Origin of the sequence: Alteribacter natronophilus (assembly GCF_006007885.1) — a bacterium.
GTDB lineage: Bacteria > Bacillota > Bacilli > Bacillales > Salisediminibacteriaceae > Alteribacter > Alteribacter natronophilus.
In genome coordinates, this window is the sequence record NZ_VCRO01000002.1 from 508,660 (window position 1) to 525,479 (window position 16,820).

The 16,820-nt window shown below is 50.2% G+C and carries 13 protein-coding genes; all 13 read left to right on the forward strand.

Annotated elements, in window-relative coordinates:
• The first annotated feature begins 275 nt into the window (after nucleotides 1-275).
• Nucleotides 276-1,172 (forward strand): YitT family protein, encoded by an 897-nt coding sequence (locus FGB90_RS09335; protein ID WP_138810549.1) that lies wholly within the window; start codon nucleotides 276-278, stop codon nucleotides 1,170-1,172.
• Nucleotides 1,173-1,244: 72 nt separating this feature from the next.
• A complete protein-coding gene (locus FGB90_RS09340) occupies nucleotides 1,245-1,616 on the forward strand; it encodes a c-type cytochrome (RefSeq protein WP_138810550.1) in 372 nt (123 codons plus the stop codon).
• Between the two features lie 800 nt (nucleotides 1,617-2,416).
• The gene (gene ftsE / locus FGB90_RS09345) at nucleotides 2,417-3,103 is read left to right on the forward strand and encodes a cell division ATP-binding protein FtsE (protein ID WP_138810551.1); all 687 of its coding nucleotides are present in this window, start codon (nucleotides 2,417-2,419) and stop codon (nucleotides 3,101-3,103) included.
• Nucleotides 3,093-3,986 (forward strand): permease-like cell division protein FtsX, encoded by an 894-nt coding sequence (ftsX, locus tag FGB90_RS09350; RefSeq protein WP_138810552.1) that lies wholly within the window; start codon nucleotides 3,093-3,095, stop codon nucleotides 3,984-3,986. Before ftsE ends, ftsX begins: the two co-directional genes overlap by 11 nt.
• Nucleotides 3,987-4,125: 139 nt before the next feature.
• Nucleotides 4,126-5,538, forward strand: a complete 1,413-nt coding sequence (locus FGB90_RS20110) for a murein hydrolase activator EnvC family protein (RefSeq protein WP_138810553.1) — start codon at nucleotides 4,126-4,128, stop codon at nucleotides 5,536-5,538.
• 135 nt (nucleotides 5,539-5,673) lie between these two features.
• Nucleotides 5,674-6,039 carry a hypothetical protein gene (locus FGB90_RS09360; RefSeq protein WP_138810554.1) on the forward strand — a complete coding sequence of 122 codons (366 nt, stop codon included), beginning with the start codon at nucleotides 5,674-5,676 and terminating at the stop codon, nucleotides 6,037-6,039.
• A gap of 253 nt (nucleotides 6,040-6,292) precedes the next feature.
• Nucleotides 6,293-7,804 (forward strand): S41 family peptidase, encoded by a 1,512-nt coding sequence (locus tag FGB90_RS09365; protein ID WP_138810555.1) that lies wholly within the window; start codon nucleotides 6,293-6,295, stop codon nucleotides 7,802-7,804.
• A 143-nt stretch (nucleotides 7,805-7,947) separates the two neighbouring features.
• On the forward strand, nucleotides 7,948-9,303 hold the full coding sequence (locus tag FGB90_RS09370; protein ID WP_138810556.1) for a hypothetical protein: 1,356 nt from the start codon (nucleotides 7,948-7,950) through the stop codon (nucleotides 9,301-9,303).
• Between the two features lie 244 nt (nucleotides 9,304-9,547).
• Nucleotides 9,548-11,548, forward strand: a complete 2,001-nt coding sequence (uvrB, locus tag FGB90_RS09375; RefSeq protein ID WP_138810557.1) for an excinuclease ABC subunit UvrB — start codon at nucleotides 9,548-9,550, stop codon at nucleotides 11,546-11,548.
• Between the two features lie 7 nt (nucleotides 11,549-11,555).
• The gene (gene uvrA / locus FGB90_RS09380; RefSeq protein WP_138810558.1) at nucleotides 11,556-14,435 is read left to right on the forward strand and encodes an excinuclease ABC subunit UvrA; all 2,880 of its coding nucleotides are present in this window, start codon (nucleotides 11,556-11,558) and stop codon (nucleotides 14,433-14,435) included.
• A 414-nt stretch (nucleotides 14,436-14,849) separates the two neighbouring features.
• Nucleotides 14,850-16,007: a DUF4097 family beta strand repeat-containing protein gene (locus FGB90_RS09385; protein WP_246056120.1), complete on the forward strand. Its 1,158-nt coding sequence runs from the start codon at nucleotides 14,850-14,852 to the stop codon at nucleotides 16,005-16,007.
• Nucleotides 16,008-16,164: 157 nt separating this feature from the next.
• Nucleotides 16,165-16,362, forward strand: coding sequence for a PspC domain-containing protein (locus tag FGB90_RS09390; RefSeq protein WP_138810559.1), 198 nt, complete (start codon nucleotides 16,165-16,167; stop codon nucleotides 16,360-16,362).
• Nucleotides 16,362-16,718, forward strand: a complete 357-nt coding sequence (locus tag FGB90_RS09395) for a phage holin family protein (protein WP_138810560.1) — start codon at nucleotides 16,362-16,364, stop codon at nucleotides 16,716-16,718. The genes FGB90_RS09390 and FGB90_RS09395 overlap by 1 nt, the downstream gene beginning before the upstream one ends.
• Nucleotides 16,719-16,820: the final 102 nt, after the last annotated feature.

Genomic DNA, 16,820 nt, shown 5'->3' on the forward strand with positions numbered 1-16,820 from the left:
CGGCCATTATTGCTGATCCCGGTCACGCCCGCCTTGTAAAAGAGGCGTCAAAACTCCTCCGGAGACACCTGTCTGCTATTCAATTTCACACCCCCTTTACCCCGCTAACGCGGTATCCTGATTGCGTTTACAAGGGGGGCGGGCGGTGCTATACTACTCTGGGTCTGCTTCGGTGCGGCAGGATAATACAGCTGTTCCGGGTGCAGGCTAAAGGGTACGTAAAGTTCAAAAACTGTACGTTCCCCCTACTTTGAAAAGAAACAGGTGAACGTAAGATGATGAAAGCAATGAAACGGCGAAGAGATCAGCAGCCGATCAGTCCGCTGGGAAGAATTTTATTTGAATTTGGCCACGTTCTCCTCGGCTCAGCGATTGTTGCGATCAGCTTTAATATTTTCCTTTTACCAAACCAGATTGCTTCAGGCGGTGTTGCGGGTATTTCAACGCTTGTGGAGTACACATTCGGGTTTGAACCTGCCTACACACAGTGGGCATTTAACATACCACTCTTCATAGCAGGTGTCCTGCTTCTCGGGGGCAGTATTGCAGGAAGCCTCATGTACGGCCTGAAAACTCTTACAGGAACGCTTTTCCTTCCGGCTGTCGTTCTGATGACGAGAAACCTTGAACCGGCAACGATGGATCCGCTGCTGGCTGCCATTTTCGGGGGAATCGGGGTTGGCCTGGGTCTGGGAATTGTCTTCAGATCTCATTCCTCAACAGGTGGAACGGACCTGGCTGCGCAGATCGTCAACAAGTATACAGGGATGTCCCTTGGGGCCTGTGTATTTCTCATGGACGGACTTGTCGTTACGGCTGCGGCTATTGTGTTCGGTTTTGAATTCGCTCTTTATGCCCTCATTGGCCTATTTACCACTGGGAAAACAATTGATATTGTACAGACTGGAATTGGATATTCAAAAATGGCCATAATAATATCCGACTACGAGGAAGAAGTGCGTCAGGGACTTCTTACTCAGGTTGACAGAGGCGTAACGAAACTGACCGGCTACGGCGGATACACAAATCACGAGAAACCTGTACTTATGTGCGTAGTAGGCAGAAACGAAGTGGCAAAGCTCAAAAAGACCATACAGACAATCGACCCCCAGGCGTTTGTCATTGTAAGCAATGCGTCGGAGGTACTTGGGGAGGGTTTCAATAAAGAGTAAATCGGTTATAATAACTAGGAATTGGCGTGTAGAAACATTTGCCAACAACGTTTACTGAACAGGAGGGTTACGATGAAAAAAATGCTTATGGCCATGCTCGGAGCTGCGATGATCGCTGGTGCCTGCGGCGGCGCAGACGATGGTGACGATGATACAGCACCAGTGGATGACGGCGACGACATGGAAGAAACAGAGGATCACATGGAAGAGGATGCAGCAGACGGTGAGGTTGACCTTGCTGCAGGACAGGAACTTTATGAGCAGAACTGCCTGAGCTGTCACGGTGATGATGGCGGCGGCGCAAGTGCACCGGCAATCCAGGGACTCAGCATGGATGAAGTGCGTTCAGCCATTCAGGAAGGACCGGGAAGCATGCCGGCCGATCTCGTTGAAGGTGATGAAGTGGACCACGTAGCTGCGTACGTGGAACAGGAATTGGATTAATCAGCAAATGAAACAGCTGTTTGACGCATTGTGTCGATGGCTGTTTTTTTATGTGCTTACTGGTATGAATCAGAGTTTTTTACCTTTTGAAAAGCTGTTTTCGTAAAGGTTGCTGCCAAGTACATATGAAGCGAAAGGCGATGTCTTCGGCGGCATAATAACAGCAATCTTTACGAAAGGCTGTGTTCGTATAGATTGTTGCTATTGGTCACATTCTTAATGGAGCGAAAGGCGGTGACTCCAGCGGGAAAACCATCAGGTGCGAGCGTTTACAGCCTGTGATTGCTTCGAGCTGCTTCGACACAGACGCTTCGGAGCGTTTCGGGCAGAGGAAGAAGCACGATAACTACTCTGCCGGCTGAAGCGATGCCTGCGGAAAGCATCGGCCTGCAGCGCAATAAAAAAACAATCTATCCGAAAACAGCTTTACAAAAAGAGCGTTGTTATTGGTATTTTCTAATGCAAATGGTAAAAAAAGCTTTGCGGGGAAGGACTGGAGCTGTTCTCTTCCCTGCAGTGGAAGGGTTTTTCCCTGTTATAAAGTCTGATGTTGTCGTGAGATGACAGTTTTGAAATGAAATTGTAAAGAAAGTAACCAATCACAGTTCATTTAAGATGATATAATGTTGAAATATAGAAGGAAAAGCAGGCTGAGCTTGCAGGCCTGCTGTTTTGTTTGACAAAAGACACTGATTTTCTTTGTTATTCGACAAAATCCTTCAGAAACATACGAAAATGTGACTGCTGGAATTCAACAGGAGACACCACCATAGAGATTTACAAATCAGGATGTGATGTACGTGATTACGATGAATGAAGTCTGGAAGACCTATCCGAACGGTGTTATGGCCATTAATGGCATTGATATACACATTGATAAGGGTGAATTTGTCTACGTTGTCGGTCCGAGCGGCGCAGGCAAATCAACGTTTATAAAACTGATGTACCGCGAGGAAAAACCGACGCGGGGGACGATTACAATCGATACGGAGCAGCTTGCAGACCTCAAGGAGCGGCATATCCCGCGTCTGAGAAGAAAGATTGGGGTTGTGTTTCAGGATTTTAAACTGCTTCCATCCCTCTCAGTCTATGAAAATGTCGCTTTTGCACTTGAAGTAATTGAGGAAAGCTCAGCAAACATAAAAAGACGTGTCATGCAGGTGCTCGATATTGTCCGTCTTAAAAACAAGGCCCGCTTTCTTCCGCACGAACTTTCCGGCGGTGAACAGCAGCGGGTTGCCATTGCCAGAGCAATCGTGAACAACCCGTCTGTGTTAATTGCAGACGAGCCTACCGGTAACCTCGATCCCGAAACATCCTGGGAAATCATGCGAATACTCGAGGAAATCAATGACCGTGGAACCACTATAGTCATGGCTACCCACAACAAGGAGATTGTAAACACCATCCGTAAACGTGTTATCGCCATCGAAGGCGGCCGGGTTGCCCGTGATGAGGTTAAGGGGGACTACGGTTATGAAAGGTAGAACATTCGTAAGGCATTTAAAAGAAGGTGCTAAAAATATCGGCAGAAACGGCTGGATGACTTTTGCCTCCGTCAGTGCCGTAACTATTATGCTGTTCGTGGTAGGCGCATTTCTGCTGCTTATTATGAACATGAATGCTTTTGCCGACTCCCTTGAAGACGATGTTGAGCTCAGGGTCTTTATTGAACTGACAGCGGATGAGGAACAGCAGGATGAACTTGAAACGGAGATTGCCGGACTCAGTCAGGTGGATACAGTGGAATTTGTTCCGAGAGAGGAAGGGCTTGAAAACCTGATCGTCAGTTTCGGGGATCAGGGTCAGGTACTTGAGGCGCTCCGGGAGGAAAACCCGCTGAATGATGTATTCGTCGTCCAGGCTGAGGATCCACAGCAGACACAGGTTCTGGCCGATGAAATTCAGACGCTGGAAAATGTTGATGATGTGGAATACGGAGCAGACATCGTGGATCAGCTCTTTTCCGTGACAAATATTCTGCGCTACGCAGGTATTGCTGTGATCGCCGGACTCATGTTTACAGCGATGTTCCTGATCGCCAATACGATAAAAATCACGATTATTGCCCGTAAAAGGGAAATTCAGATTATGAAGCTTGTAGGAGCAACGAACGGCTTTATCCGCTGGCCATTCTTTGTGGAAGGACTGCTGCTTGGCCTGCTGGGGGCAGTAATCCCGGTTAGTGCACTGTCCTACGGATATGTCCGTCTCGTTGACCTCGTTGAAGGAACGCCTGAACTCGGATTTCTCACGATGCTGCCTGCAAACCCGCTGACACTGCAGATGGCAGCTCTGTTACTGGGGATCGGCGCGTTTATCGGTATCTGGGGAAGTATGATGAGCGTACGGAAGTTTCTTAAAGTATAAGATTAACAGTTTTACAGGCAGGCACATCTTCTGACAGCCTGCCTGTCACGTACATAACAGGATAGAAAAAGCAGTACCGGCTTGTGTCTATTGCCGGAGAAATAAAGCAGAAATGTGCAGTTAAGGGGGAGTTGTTTCGATGAATCGCAGACTGACGCTTGTGGCGCTTGCTGTTATTCTGGCATTCTCGACTTTTGCCGGAGCCAGTCACTGGTCAACAGCAGAAGCAAACACCGGAGACGAACTGAAAGAGGAAATCGAGAGAAAACAGAAGGAACAGCAGCAGAAACAGGAAGAATCAGAGGAAAGAGCGGAAGAACTTGCGGAAGTGGAAGAGGAAATTGAAGAGCTATACGATGAAATCCGCGAACTTGATGAAAAGACACAGCAGACTAATAGTGATATAAACAGCAAACAGGAAGAAATAGACCTCACAAACGAAAGAATAGAGGAGCTTCGTGAGGAAATTGAGATGCTTCAGGAGCGGATCGCAGAACGTGACGAGCTTCTTAAGGACCGCGTGAACTCGATGTACAGGAACGGGGGCAGTGTAAACTACCTCGAGGTCCTTCTCGGGGCCCAGAGTTTCGGAGATCTGATTGAGCGGATCAATGCCCTCTCAACAATTTCCCGCCAGGACCGGAATATTCTTGAGCAGCATATTGAAGATATGGAAGCTGTTGAAGCGGCAAAGGTAGAGCTTGAAAGCGAGCTGAATGCTCTTGAAGAGCAGATGCACGAGCTTGAAGACCTCCGGGCAGAGCTTGAAAGACAGTCCGCGGAAAAGGACCGTCTTGTAGGGGAACTTGAGGAAAAAGGTGAAAACATAAAAGAAGCGATTCTTTCTCTGGAAGAAGAGCAGGACATTCTCGCTGCCCAGGAAGCCGCTGCTAAGCAGGACCTGGAAGAGTGGGAAGAAGAACAGCGCAGACTTGAGGAAGAACGCAAGCGTAAAGAAGAAGAGGAGCGAAAGCGCAAGGAAGAGGAAAAGCGTGCCGAGGAAGAACGCCGTGCTGAAGAAGAAGCGGCAGCCTCTTCTTCAGATTCGGGAAGTTCCTCCAGCTCGGGTAATTCATCGAGCTCGGATAATTCCTCCAGTTCAAACAGCTCCTCCTCCGGTGGATCATCTGCTTCACCATCAGACAGTGGTGGTACGATGATGCGTCCGGCAACGGGCCGTGTTACATCAGAGTATGGTCCTCGCTGGGGACGCACGCACCATGGTATTGATATCGGCCAGGGTGGACGTTCGAATGTACCGATCGTTGCGGCTGAATCCGGACAGGTTATTTCTGCCCGCTATATGAACGGCTATGGAAATACCGTAATGGTGGCGCATACGATTAACGGAGAATCTGTAACTACTCTTTATGCACACCTGGATTCGTTTGACGTATCCCAGGGAGACCGTGTAAGCCGCGGCCAGCAGCTCGGTATCATGGGTAACACAGGAAACTCAACCGGCCCGCACCTTCATTTTGAAGTGCATCCGGGAGGCTGGAACAGCTCGAAGTCCAATTCTGTAGATCCGAGAAACTATGTAGATTTTTAAATATTTTCCGGGAAATAAGTCGAACACGACACAGCCCGCACTATCGAAGTCAGACAATCGGTAGTGCGGGTTTTGTTTTCTATTAAATGGGGGGATTATAACAGCGAGGGCAGTTTTACCTGGGGAGGGATCAAATTGGCTGCAGCAGTTGCTGTTCCGGCGTTCATTTCAATCGGCACAATGTTTACAGCACTTTACATACATGTGCTTCTGGAAAGGGTTTTTACAAATGAGAAGCAGAGTCTCGCCGTTCTCCATTTTCCAAACATCATGTTCAGCTGGATGATGTATGCACTCCCATCAGTGATCATCCGCGGTTTCCTGGGGACGGATCTGATCACAGAAGGGTGGTTGCCTGTTCTTTATCATTCTGTCATCGTACCTCTGCCCTTTCTTCTGTCCATCTATCCGGTAGTCGCCCTCCTGTTTCGGCGATCCCTCCGGCGTTATATCGCAGTGAAAGGGAGTAACGTTGTCTACCTGAAGAAAAAACCTCATTAGACAGCTCCCTTCTACATAACTTCCCGCTCCCGGCATACACTAACAGAAGTTTCCACAGGGCTGCAGAAAGAGATGACCGCATAATAACCAAGGGGCCCCGGCAGAATTTTCAGCTAAGCAATTTATTCCCGGGCTTACATTTGGTATGATTGAACAAAGATGAAAGTCGGCTGGACAAGTCAGTGGCAAACAAGATTAAACAGGGAAGCATAAGCAGCCGGTGTTACCTTGTATTCTGTGATGAGGTGAAGACATGAACGTTGAGAAAAAACTTCTTCCGATTATTGTAGCCGTTTCTGTTCTGCTTGGTGCAGCCGGGATGTTTATCACGCTTCAGGTCACCGGTGGCGAGACCGCAGAACCTGTTATGCAGGAACCTGCCCAGCCGGAGACGGGATCGGATGCAGTGGGGGAAGATGCCGGTGAAGAAGAACCATCAGCTGCGGTGGAAACCTCAGGCAAACTTTCAGAGGATAAGATGGAGAAATTCCAGCGTGCATATGCCACAATTATGGAAGCTTATGTGGAAGCTCCTGATGAAGATGAGCTGCTGGAAGGAGCAATCAGCGGCATGCTTGAAACGCTGGATGATCCTTATTCTGTATATATGGACGAGGAAAGTGCCCGTGAATTTATGGAGTCACTTGATCCTTCATTTGAGGGGATCGGGGCTGAAGTCAATATGATTAATGGACAGGTAACGATTGTGAGCCCGATTCGTGATTCGCCGGCAGAAGACGCCGGACTGCGGCCAAACGATATGATCCTTGAAGTGGACGGGGAGAGTATCGAAGGGCTGACCCTTAATGAAGCGGTTCTTAAAATCAGAGGGGAAAAAGGTTCTACCGTTACCCTTACTATCGAACGGCCGGGCATGAGTGATGAATTTCAGATTGATGTGATCCGCGACGAAATTACTGTTGAGACAGTAACGAGTGAACGGTACGAGGCCGGAGATAAACAGATCGGCTACCTGGAAATCCGTTCATTTGCGCAGGATACTGCAAACCGATTTAAAGAGGAACTCGACGAGCTGGAAGAACAGGGGATCGACGGGCTTGTGATTGATGTCCGTGGAAACCCGGGCGGTCTGCTCCAGAGTGTGGAGGAAATCGGTAATCTGCTGATTCCGAAAGATGAGCCGATCGTGCAGCGCCAGGACCGCAACGGGGACATCCTTCGTCACCTCTCCACCCAGGAAGGTGAAAAGGAATATCCTATCGTCACCCTGATCGATGAAGGAAGCGCATCTGCTTCGGAAATTCTTGCGGCAGCCCTGAAGGAATCAGGCGGCCACGAAGTTGTCGGTGAAACAACGTTCGGTAAAGGAACCGTGCAGCAGACCTTTGATCTTGGCGACGAGAGTGAACTGAAGCTTACCGTATTTAAGTGGCTCACAGCAGGCGGCAATGATATTAATGAAGTCGGCGTAGACCCTACTGAAGAAGTAAGGCAGCCCGAATACTTCTATCTGTCACCGGTTCAGGCAGAAGAACCGCTTGAGTTTGACGAGAACTCCGAGCAGGTGAGAAACGCCCAGCTCATGCTTGAAGGTCTCGGGTATGACCCGGGACGGACCGACGGCTATTTCAGCCGGGATACAGAGGAAGCAGTTGAGCAGTTCCAGGCTGACGTGGAACTGGACGTTACAGGAGTGATTGATGAGGATACGGCTCTTGCTCTCCGTGATGAGATCGTCGACATGGTCCGTGACCCTGAAAACGACCGTCAGCTTAACCGTGCACTTGAACTCTTCGAACAATAACGGCTGATTAAAAGCCCAAAAGGTACCCCTGTGCCTTTTGGGCTTTTTTGTTCTTAAAAAATGATGCTCTTTTGATGCTTTTCCAGTAAAATGAAACGTAACAGAGAGAAGTAAGACAAGGCTTTTAAAAAAGGGGTGAGGATATGGAAGGCTTAATACAGGAATTGATCAGGGGCATCGGCAGGCTGTTTACTCAGCCGCTGCTTTATCTCGCTGTCCTCACGGCACTCTGGATCGGAATCCGGAGAGTCAGGCGGGAGCGTAATGATTTTCATACGAGAATTTATGATACGGTTCATGATTTGTTTTTCCCAGTCACGGCAGGGCTCGCTGCAGGTGCATTTTTGACTGTGGCTGTGCTGGGACTCGGGATCGTTATCCCTTCATCCATATTTTTTCTTATAGCGGCGGTGTGGGTCCTTCTGCTTCCATTTCGGAATAGCCGCTGGCTCAGTTTAACGTTTACCGGAAGCATTGCGCTTATAGCTGCTCAATTTCTCCCCGTTTCTGGTTGGGGAAACCCCTGGATTGATACACAGCTGACTTCAATTGCAGAAATGAGTGCTGTGAGCATGGCCTGGCTGCTTGCTCTTCTCATGATTGCAGAAGCCGGGCTGGTCCTCATCAGCGGTCCTCGACGGACGAACCCGCTGCTTGTAAAAACAAAGCGTGGTAAAACGGCCGGTTCTCATGAACTGAACCGTCTGTGGATTGCACCTTCAATGTTTTTACTCCCGGCAGGCGGGATTGCCTTAACTGAAGCGGGCGCATGGCCATTGACTGCGGACGGGGCTGCTGCAGTCGGACTGCTGCTGTTTCCAGCTGTTCTCGGTTTCAAAGTGCGCTCCGGGGCAGGATACCCGGATGAGGAAGTGAAGAAGACAGGTGCAGGTCTGCTTGCTGTGGCACTTGCTGCAGCAGGACTGGCAGCGCTTGCCCTGTTTTTTCCTGCAGCTGCACTGGCGGTTCCGGCTGTCCTTTTAGGGGGCCGGGAACTCGTTTCCTATTTTCAGCAGAAGCGGGGAAAAAAGCGGCAGACGCTCTTTTTTGCAAGAGAAGAGGGCCTTGTTGTCCTCGGTGTTATCCCCGGTCTGATCGGAGACAAGCTCGGTGTGAAAATCGGGGAACAATTACAGCGTGTAAATGGTAAAACGGTAAGTACCCAGGTGGAACTGTATGAAGCACTTCAGCTGAACAGTGCCTATTGCAGGCTGGAAGTCATTGACCGTGAGGCACAGGTGAGGTTTGTTCAGTCTTCCTTATACGAAAATGATCACTACCAGCTTGGCCTGATCTTTGTCCCTGACCCGGATCAGGGAACGCTGTCAAACCGGGCACTGAGGTATTCACTCGTCCTTCAGCGTGACCGGGCTGCGATTTCCGACAGTCCTGCAGACGAACACAGCCGTGAAGCTGCTGCTTCCAAGGAGTCACCGAAACAGAGGAAAAAGAAGCCGGCGGGCAGGAAACGGCCTGACTCACCGGCAGCAAGTCACTGATTGGAATTAAACAGGAAGTCCGCATCGTGCGGGCTTCCTTTTATTATGGGACAGAGACAATTGAGGATCGAATATAACGAAACATACGTTCGTGTTTTTTGTCTTTTTGAGCGCTATCTGTGATATAATGATGTACATATGTTAAGAATGGGTAATGGATTAATGAGATGCTTTTATATTTGATAAAAGGAAGATCCCGGCTCTCTGCAGGCGGGACGTGGACGAGTTGAAGGAGGCGTTTCCATTGGACGGGGAATCAAAAGTATTTGAATTGGTTTCAAAATACGACCCGCAGGGCGATCAGCCCGAAGCGATCAGAAAACTGGTGGAAGGCGTACAGCGTAAGGATAAATTCCAGACGCTTCTTGGTGCCACCGGGACGGGTAAGACCTTTACAGTTTCCAATGTTATAAAGGAAGTAAACAAACCGACACTTGTCATTGCACACAATAAAACACTTGCGGGGCAGCTTTACAGCGAGTTCAAGGAGTTTTTCCCCAACAATGCTGTTGAGTATTTCGTGAGCTACTACGATTACTATCAGCCGGAGGCGTACATCCCGCAGTCCGATACGTTCATCGAGAAAGATGCGAGCATTAACGATGAGATTGATAAGCTGCGTCACTCTGCTACGAGTTCTCTCTTTGAGCGTAATGATGTCATTATCGTTGCGAGTGTGTCCTGCATTTACGGCCTCGGTTCGCCTACAGAATACCGCGACCTCGTCGTGTCGATTCGCACAGGAGTCGAACTTGAACGAAACGCCCTGCTTCGGAACCTGGTGGATATCCAGTACGAGCGTAACGATATAAACTTTACCCGGGGAACGTTCAGAGTCCGCGGGGATGTCGTGGAAATTTTCCCGGCTTCCCGGGATGAGCATTGTCTGCGGATTGAGTTTTTCGGTGATGAAGTGGACCGGATTACCGAGGTGGATGCACTCACCGGTGAGGTGCTCGGTGAACGGAACCATGTGGCGATTTTCCCGGCCTCCCACTTCGTAACCCGCGAGGAAAAATTGAAAAAAGCAATTGTAAACATAGAAGCAGAACTGGAGGAGACGCTGAAAAAGCTGCACGAGGAAGGCAAGCTTCTGGAAGCGCAGCGTCTTGAGCAGCGGACCAGGTACGACATTGAAATGATGCAGGAAATGGGATTTTGTTCGGGGATTGAAAACTACTCCCGTCACCTTACATTCCGTGAACCGGGTGCGACGCCTTACACGCTGATGGACTTTTTCCCGGATGATTCCCTTCTCGTTGTAGACGAGTCCCACGTGACGCTTCCACAGGTGCGGGGGATGTACAACGGGGACCAGGCGAGAAAAGGTGTGCTCGTGGATCACGGTTTCCGTCTGCCATCGGCGAAAGACAACCGACCGCTGAAATTCGAGGAGTTTGAAAAGCACATCGATCAGGCGATTTTCGTTTCCGCCACGCCTGGACCGTATGAAATTGAACATACTCCTGAAATGGTCGAGCAGATCATCCGGCCGACAGGTCTTCTTGACCCTACTGTGGATGTCCGTCCGATCGAAGGTCAGATTGATGATCTGATCGAGGAGATCCGCGTCCGCAAAGAACGGGACGAACGTGTTCTTGTTACAACGCTGACAAAAAAGATGAGTGAGGACCTGACAAATTATTTTAAGGAACTGGGGATCCGGGTAAAGTACCTTCACTCTGATATTAAAACGCTTGACCGGATCCAGATTATCCGGGATCTCCGCCGCGGTGATTTTGATGTGCTCGTAGGGATCAACCTGCTTCGGGAAGGTCTGGATATTCCCGAGGTGTCACTTGTGGCCATCCTTGATGCGGATAAGGAAGGATTTCTCCGCGCCGAGCGGTCTCTCATCCAGACGATGGGGCGTGCCGCCCGGAACTCAAACGGACACGTTATTATGTATGCCGATAAAATGACAAAGTCAATGGAGATTGCCATTGAGGAAACAAAACGCCGGCGGGCTGTGCAGAAAGATTTCAATAAAAAGCACGGCATCATTCCCCGGACGATTGAGAAGGCCATTCCTGAGCTTATCCAGGCTACTTATGCGGCTGAGGACGGGGAAGAGTACGATGCGCAGGCCGGCGTGAAGAAGCCTCAGGAGAAAATGAGCAAAAAAGAGCGTGAAAAAGTGATAGAGCGGATGGAGACGGAAATGAAGGAAGCAGCGAGAGCACTGGACTTCGAACGTGCTGCCGAACTTCGTGATGTGATTATCGAACTGAAAGCGGAAGGGTGAGGACTACATGGCGCTTGAAAACATTGAAATCAAGGGAGCAAGGTCCCATAACTTAAAAGACGTGGATGTGACGATCCCGCGTAATAAACTCGTCGTCTTTACAGGGCTGTCGGGCTCAGGGAAATCGTCTCTCGCCTTCGATACGATTTACGCAGAAGGGCAGCGGCGCTATGTGGAGTCCCTGTCTGCTTATGCCCGCCAGTTTCTCGGTCAGATGGACAAGCCGGATGTGGATGCCATTGAAGGGCTTTCCCCGGCCATTTCCATCGACCAGAAAACGACAAGCCGGAATCCCCGTTCCACAGTGGGAACGGTAACGGAGATTTACGACTATCTGCGCCTCCTCTATGCCCGTGTCGGTAAACCGATCTGTCCGGTGCACGGCATTGAAATCAGCTCCCAGACGGTTCAGCAGATGGCTGACCGGATGCTCGAATATCCCGAGCGGACGAAAATGCAGATTCTTGCACCGATCGTATCAGGACGTAAAGGTACCCACGCCAAAACCCTGGAGGATATTAAGAAGCAGGGGTATGTGCGGGTCCGTGTAAACGGGGAAATGCGTGAAGCAGCTGAGGAGATCGAGCTGGAGAAAAACAAAAAGCATTCCATTGAAGTCGTCATTGACCGCATCGTAATTAAGGAAGGCGTGGATTCACGCCTTGCAGATTCTCTTGAAACAGCACTCAACCTGGCTGACGGACGGGTCGTTGTGGATGTGATCGGAGACGAGGAACTCACGTTCAGCCAGAAGCATGCCTGTCCACACTGCGGTTTCTCCATCGGCGAGCTGGAGCCGCGGATGTTTTCATTTAACAGTCCGTTCGGTGCCTGTACGTCGTGTGACGGACTGGGAAGCAAGCTTGAAGTGGATCAGGACCTTGTGGTTCCGGACTGGAGCCGGTCTCTTAACGAGAATGCCATCGTGCCATGGCAGCCGGTAAGCTCCCAATACTATCCGCAGCTTCTGAAAAGTGTCTGCGATCATTACGGAATAGATATGGATGCGCCGGTGGAGCAGCTGCCGAAGCATCAGATGGATAAAATTCTGCAGGGCAGCGGCCGGGAAAAGATCTACTTCCGCTATGAAAATGAGTTCGGCAACGTCCGGGAAAAAGAGATCTATTTTGAGGGCGTTCTCAGTAATATTTCCCGCCGCTACCATGAAACGAGCTCGGACTATATCCGCGAACAGATGGTAGGGTACATGACTCAGAAACCGTGTCCGACCTGTAAAGGCTACCGTCTGACAAAGGAATCCCGGAGTGTACTTGTGGGCGGAAGACAGATCGGTGAGGTGACGGAGCTTTCCGTTAAGGACGCAAAAGCGTTTTTTGAGGGGCTGGAGCTTTCCGAGAAGGATATGACCATTGCACGCCTCATTCTCCGGGAGATCGAGGAACGTCTCGGCTTTCTCATCAATGTCGGGCTTGAATATCTGACGCTGTCCCGGTCGGCCGGTACGCTGTCAGGCGGCGAAGCCCAGCGGATCCGTCTTGCGACCCAGATCGGCTCCTCGCTTATGGGTGTCCTCTACATCCTCGATGAGCCTTCCATTGGGCTTCATCAGCGGGACAATACGCGGCTGATCCGGACGCTTGAGAAAATGCGGGATCTCGGGAACACGCTGATTGTCGTGGAGCACGACGAGGATACGATGCTTGCAGCGGATCATATCGTGGATATCGGTCCGGGTGCGGGAGCCCACGGCGGTTACATTTCCGCTGCCGGTTCACCGTCGGAAATCATGGACGAGCCGGAGTCATTAACAGGGGAATACCTGTCAGGCCGGAAATTTATTCCTCTTCCTCCTGAACGGCGCAAGCAGGACGGCCGAACGATCAGAATCGAAGGGGCAACGGAAAACAACCTGCAGAATACGACGATCGACATTCCTCTCGGTGTTTTCGTGGCCGTGACGGGTGTATCCGGCTCGGGAAAAAGTACAATGATTAACGACATTCTTTATAAATCACTTGCTCTGAAGCTGACGACGGCAAAAGAGAAGCCCGGTGCCCACAAGAAGATTAAGGGGATCGATCATCTCGATAAAGTGGTGGACATCGACCAGAGCCCGATTGGAAGAACACCGCGTTCTAATCCGGCTACCTATACAGGGGTGTTTGATGATATCCGTGACGTGTTTGCCATGACGAACGAGGCGAAAGTCCGTGGCTACAAGAAAGGGCGTTTCAGCTTTAACGTGAAAGGCGGCCGCTGTGAGGCCTGCCGCGGAGACGGGATTATTAAAATCGAAATGCACTTCCTTCCTGATGTGTATGTTCCGTGTGAGGAATGTAAAGGCAAGCGCTACAACAGGGAGACGCTCGAAGTTACGTACAAGGGTAAAACGATTGCCGATGTACTGGCTATGACCGTGGAAGATGCTCTCGGGTTCTTTGAAAATATCCCGAAAATCAAGCGTAAAATTCAGACTCTGTATGACGTGGGACTGACTTATATGACGCTCGGCCAGCCGGCAACAACACTGTCCGGCGGGGAAGCACAGCGCGTCAAGCTTGCCTCCCAGCTGCACCGGCGATCAAACGGCCGTACGCTGTATATTCTTGATGAGCCGACGACCGGTCTCCATGTTCATGACATCGACCGGCTCCTGAAAGTACTGCAGCGGCTCGTGGAAAACGGTGACACGGTTCTTGTGATCGAGCACAATCTGGACGTTATTAAAACGGTGGATCATATCATTGATCTTGGTCCGGAAGGCGGCGACAAAGGCGGGAAGCTGGTCGCTTCCGGAACGCCTGAGGACGTGTCCGGGGTGAAGGGCTCCTACACCGGGGAGTACCTGAAGCCGATTCTGGAGCGTGACCGGGCCCGGATGGAAAAGCGGATGAAAGAACGGGAGTCTGTCGGATCGACTTCGTAGGGAATATGTATTTCCCCACCTGCATGGGCTTTAGCTGTGCAGGTGTTTTTTGTGTCAGCTATTTTCATGGAGGAGGCAATGTCATGGAGAGAGGTCTTAAAATTACTTACGGCCGGGAATCTGCCCTGGCTCCGCTCGCTTCGGTCAGCCCGGAAGAACACCGGTCCGACTGCTAAACCGTGAAGCGGCTGCGCGCAGGGCGAAAGAGGTTGACAGCCCCGGTTGAAAATCTTACCTGGAAGCTGCCCTGGCTCAGCGCGCTTCGGTCAGACCGGAAGAGCACCGGTCTGACTGCTAAACCGTGAAGCGGCTGCGCGCAGGGCGAAAGAGGTTGACAGAAAAGGTGATGAAGCTTACCTTTTCTGTCAACCTCTAAGAAACTTTTTCTTTTTCAATTCGTAAAGACGTATTAAGATGGAAGTAGAACTTAATCCGGTTGGAGGGATGATCATGCAGGAAGAACGGAAGATGATTCTTAAGATGATCGAGGACGGGAAGATTTCGGCGGAAGAGGGGCTGCAGCTGCTGAATGCTCTCAAAGATGATGGACAGTCAGGTAAGAGCGCAGCTCAGGATCAGTCTGACTCTCATAAGGACCCGCAGACTGAAATTTCGACTAAGGTGGATTGGGAAAACGGCGATGGCGGGTATCGTTCGCGTACAAGGCAGTCGGGTTTTGCCAGCCGCTTCACGGAATTTATTGAAGATGCGGTTCATAAAATTAAAGAGTTCGACCTTGATTTCAACTTTGGGTCCTCAGTGGAAATTGAGCATATTTTTCAGCATACCGGTGCATCAGTCAGTCAGGTGGACGTTAATGTGGAAAACGGGAGCATCCTGTTTCGTCCATGGGAGGAACCGGACGTGCGCGTTGAATGTAACGTAAAAGTCTATAAAGTGAACGACGGGGACGAAGCGCGCCGCTATTTTCTCAACGAAGTCATTTTCGATGTAACTGACGGGCGTCTGAGAATTAAATCTCCTTCCAAGTCCATGAAAGTCAATTCAGTTGTTTACGTACCGCGGAAGGATCTCGAAAAGATCAAGCTTTACGCGTTCAACGGCAGAATCTCCGGTGAGACAATCGAGGCTGACAATGTAGAGGCACAGACAGTCAATGGAAGAATCGGTTTTGAAACAATCAGGGGCCGTGATGTGCGCCTTGAAACCGTCAACGGCACCATTGCCACCGACAGCCTGGAGGTGGACCACTGCGATGCGAAAACAGTGAACGGTACCATTGATCTGCGTGTCGCACGGGGAGAACTTGATGTGGAAACGCTGAACGGAACGATCAACTATACGCTGACAGAACCGGTTCAGTCGAAAGCCTACTTTAAGACAACGACCGGAAGCGTGTCGGTGGAGCTGCCTGAAGCCCTGAAGGTGGAAGGGAACCTCAAGTCTTCGGTTGGCGGTCTGAACTGTGACCTGCCGGGAATGACGGTGATCGATGAAAAGAAGGAGTTTGCAAGTAAGCGTATGAGTTTCCTTGCAAATAAGGATGCTGAAACACCGTTTTACCTGGAGGCCGAATCAACCACCGGTTCGGTGAATATCCGCAGCCGCTAGTTTCAAGTTTTTTACTCCTGTTTAGGGCGAAAACAGAAGGGGTAAATTTAAAGTGCAGAGCCAGAATAACAAGGAGAGCGGCTCGTCCCGGCAGGAGGGATGAAGGACGCTCTCCTTCCGATTTTGCAGAAACGACTATCTGAAAGGGTGTGAACATATGAAACGGCTATACCGCACTGTAAACGACAGGAAACTTGCCGGCGTGTGCGGCGGGCTCGGTGAGTACTTTAATATTGATCCGACCCTCGTTCGTATTATTGCCATTATTGCACTAATCTTTGGAAATATCGCTACCGTTCTTGCGTATGTGATCGGCATCTTCATCATTCCGAATGAAACGGATGCCCGGAACTGATGGGCTGGCTGATTCAGATTGTCGTTAACGCAGTCGTTCTGATGATTATCGCCCGTTTATTTTCCGGCATTGAGATTGACGGGGTCATGGCAGCGCTCCTCGCAAGCTTTATTCTTGCCATCGTGAATCTGATTGTGAAACCGATTCTCATTGTACTGACACTGCCGGTTACAATTTTGACGCTGGGTCTGTTCCTGTTCGTCATTAACGCCATTGCCCTGATGATCACGCAGTTTTTCATGGGCGGCGCCTTTACGATTGACGGATTTGGTCTTGCCATCATAGCAGCGATCATTTTTGCCATACTGAGTGCGCTGATTCATACATTTATTGTGGATCCGATTACAAAAAGGTAAATCAGACCGGGAGGACGGAAGACGGCTCACGCTGTTTTCCGTCTTTTTTCCGTGGCTGGTTCAGCTGATTTTTGCAGACTGTGGAGTTGTGATAAAATATAG

Coding starts and splice junctions, on each gene's coding strand:
- FGB90_RS20110 (WP_138810553.1), top strand. CDS start 4,126: ATGAATCGCAGACTGACGCTTGTGGCGCTTGCTGTTATTCTGGCATTC.
- FGB90_RS09385 (WP_246056120.1), top strand. CDS start 14,850: ATGGAAGTAGAACTTAATCCGGTTGGAGGGATGATCATGCAGGAAGAA.
- FGB90_RS09340 (WP_138810550.1), top strand. CDS start 1,245: ATGAAAAAAATGCTTATGGCCATGCTCGGAGCTGCGATGATCGCTGGT.
- FGB90_RS09390 (WP_138810559.1), top strand. CDS start 16,165: ATGAAACGGCTATACCGCACTGTAAACGACAGGAAACTTGCCGGCGTG.
- FGB90_RS09335 (WP_138810549.1), top strand. CDS start 276: ATGATGAAAGCAATGAAACGGCGAAGAGATCAGCAGCCGATCAGTCCG.
- uvrA (WP_138810558.1), top strand. CDS start 11,556: ATGGCGCTTGAAAACATTGAAATCAAGGGAGCAAGGTCCCATAACTTA.
- FGB90_RS09395 (WP_138810560.1), top strand. CDS start 16,362: ATGGGCTGGCTGATTCAGATTGTCGTTAACGCAGTCGTTCTGATGATT.
- ftsX (WP_138810552.1), top strand. CDS start 3,093: ATGAAAGGTAGAACATTCGTAAGGCATTTAAAAGAAGGTGCTAAAAAT.
- FGB90_RS09365 (WP_138810555.1), top strand. CDS start 6,293: ATGAACGTTGAGAAAAAACTTCTTCCGATTATTGTAGCCGTTTCTGTT.
- FGB90_RS09370 (WP_138810556.1), top strand. CDS start 7,948: ATGGAAGGCTTAATACAGGAATTGATCAGGGGCATCGGCAGGCTGTTT.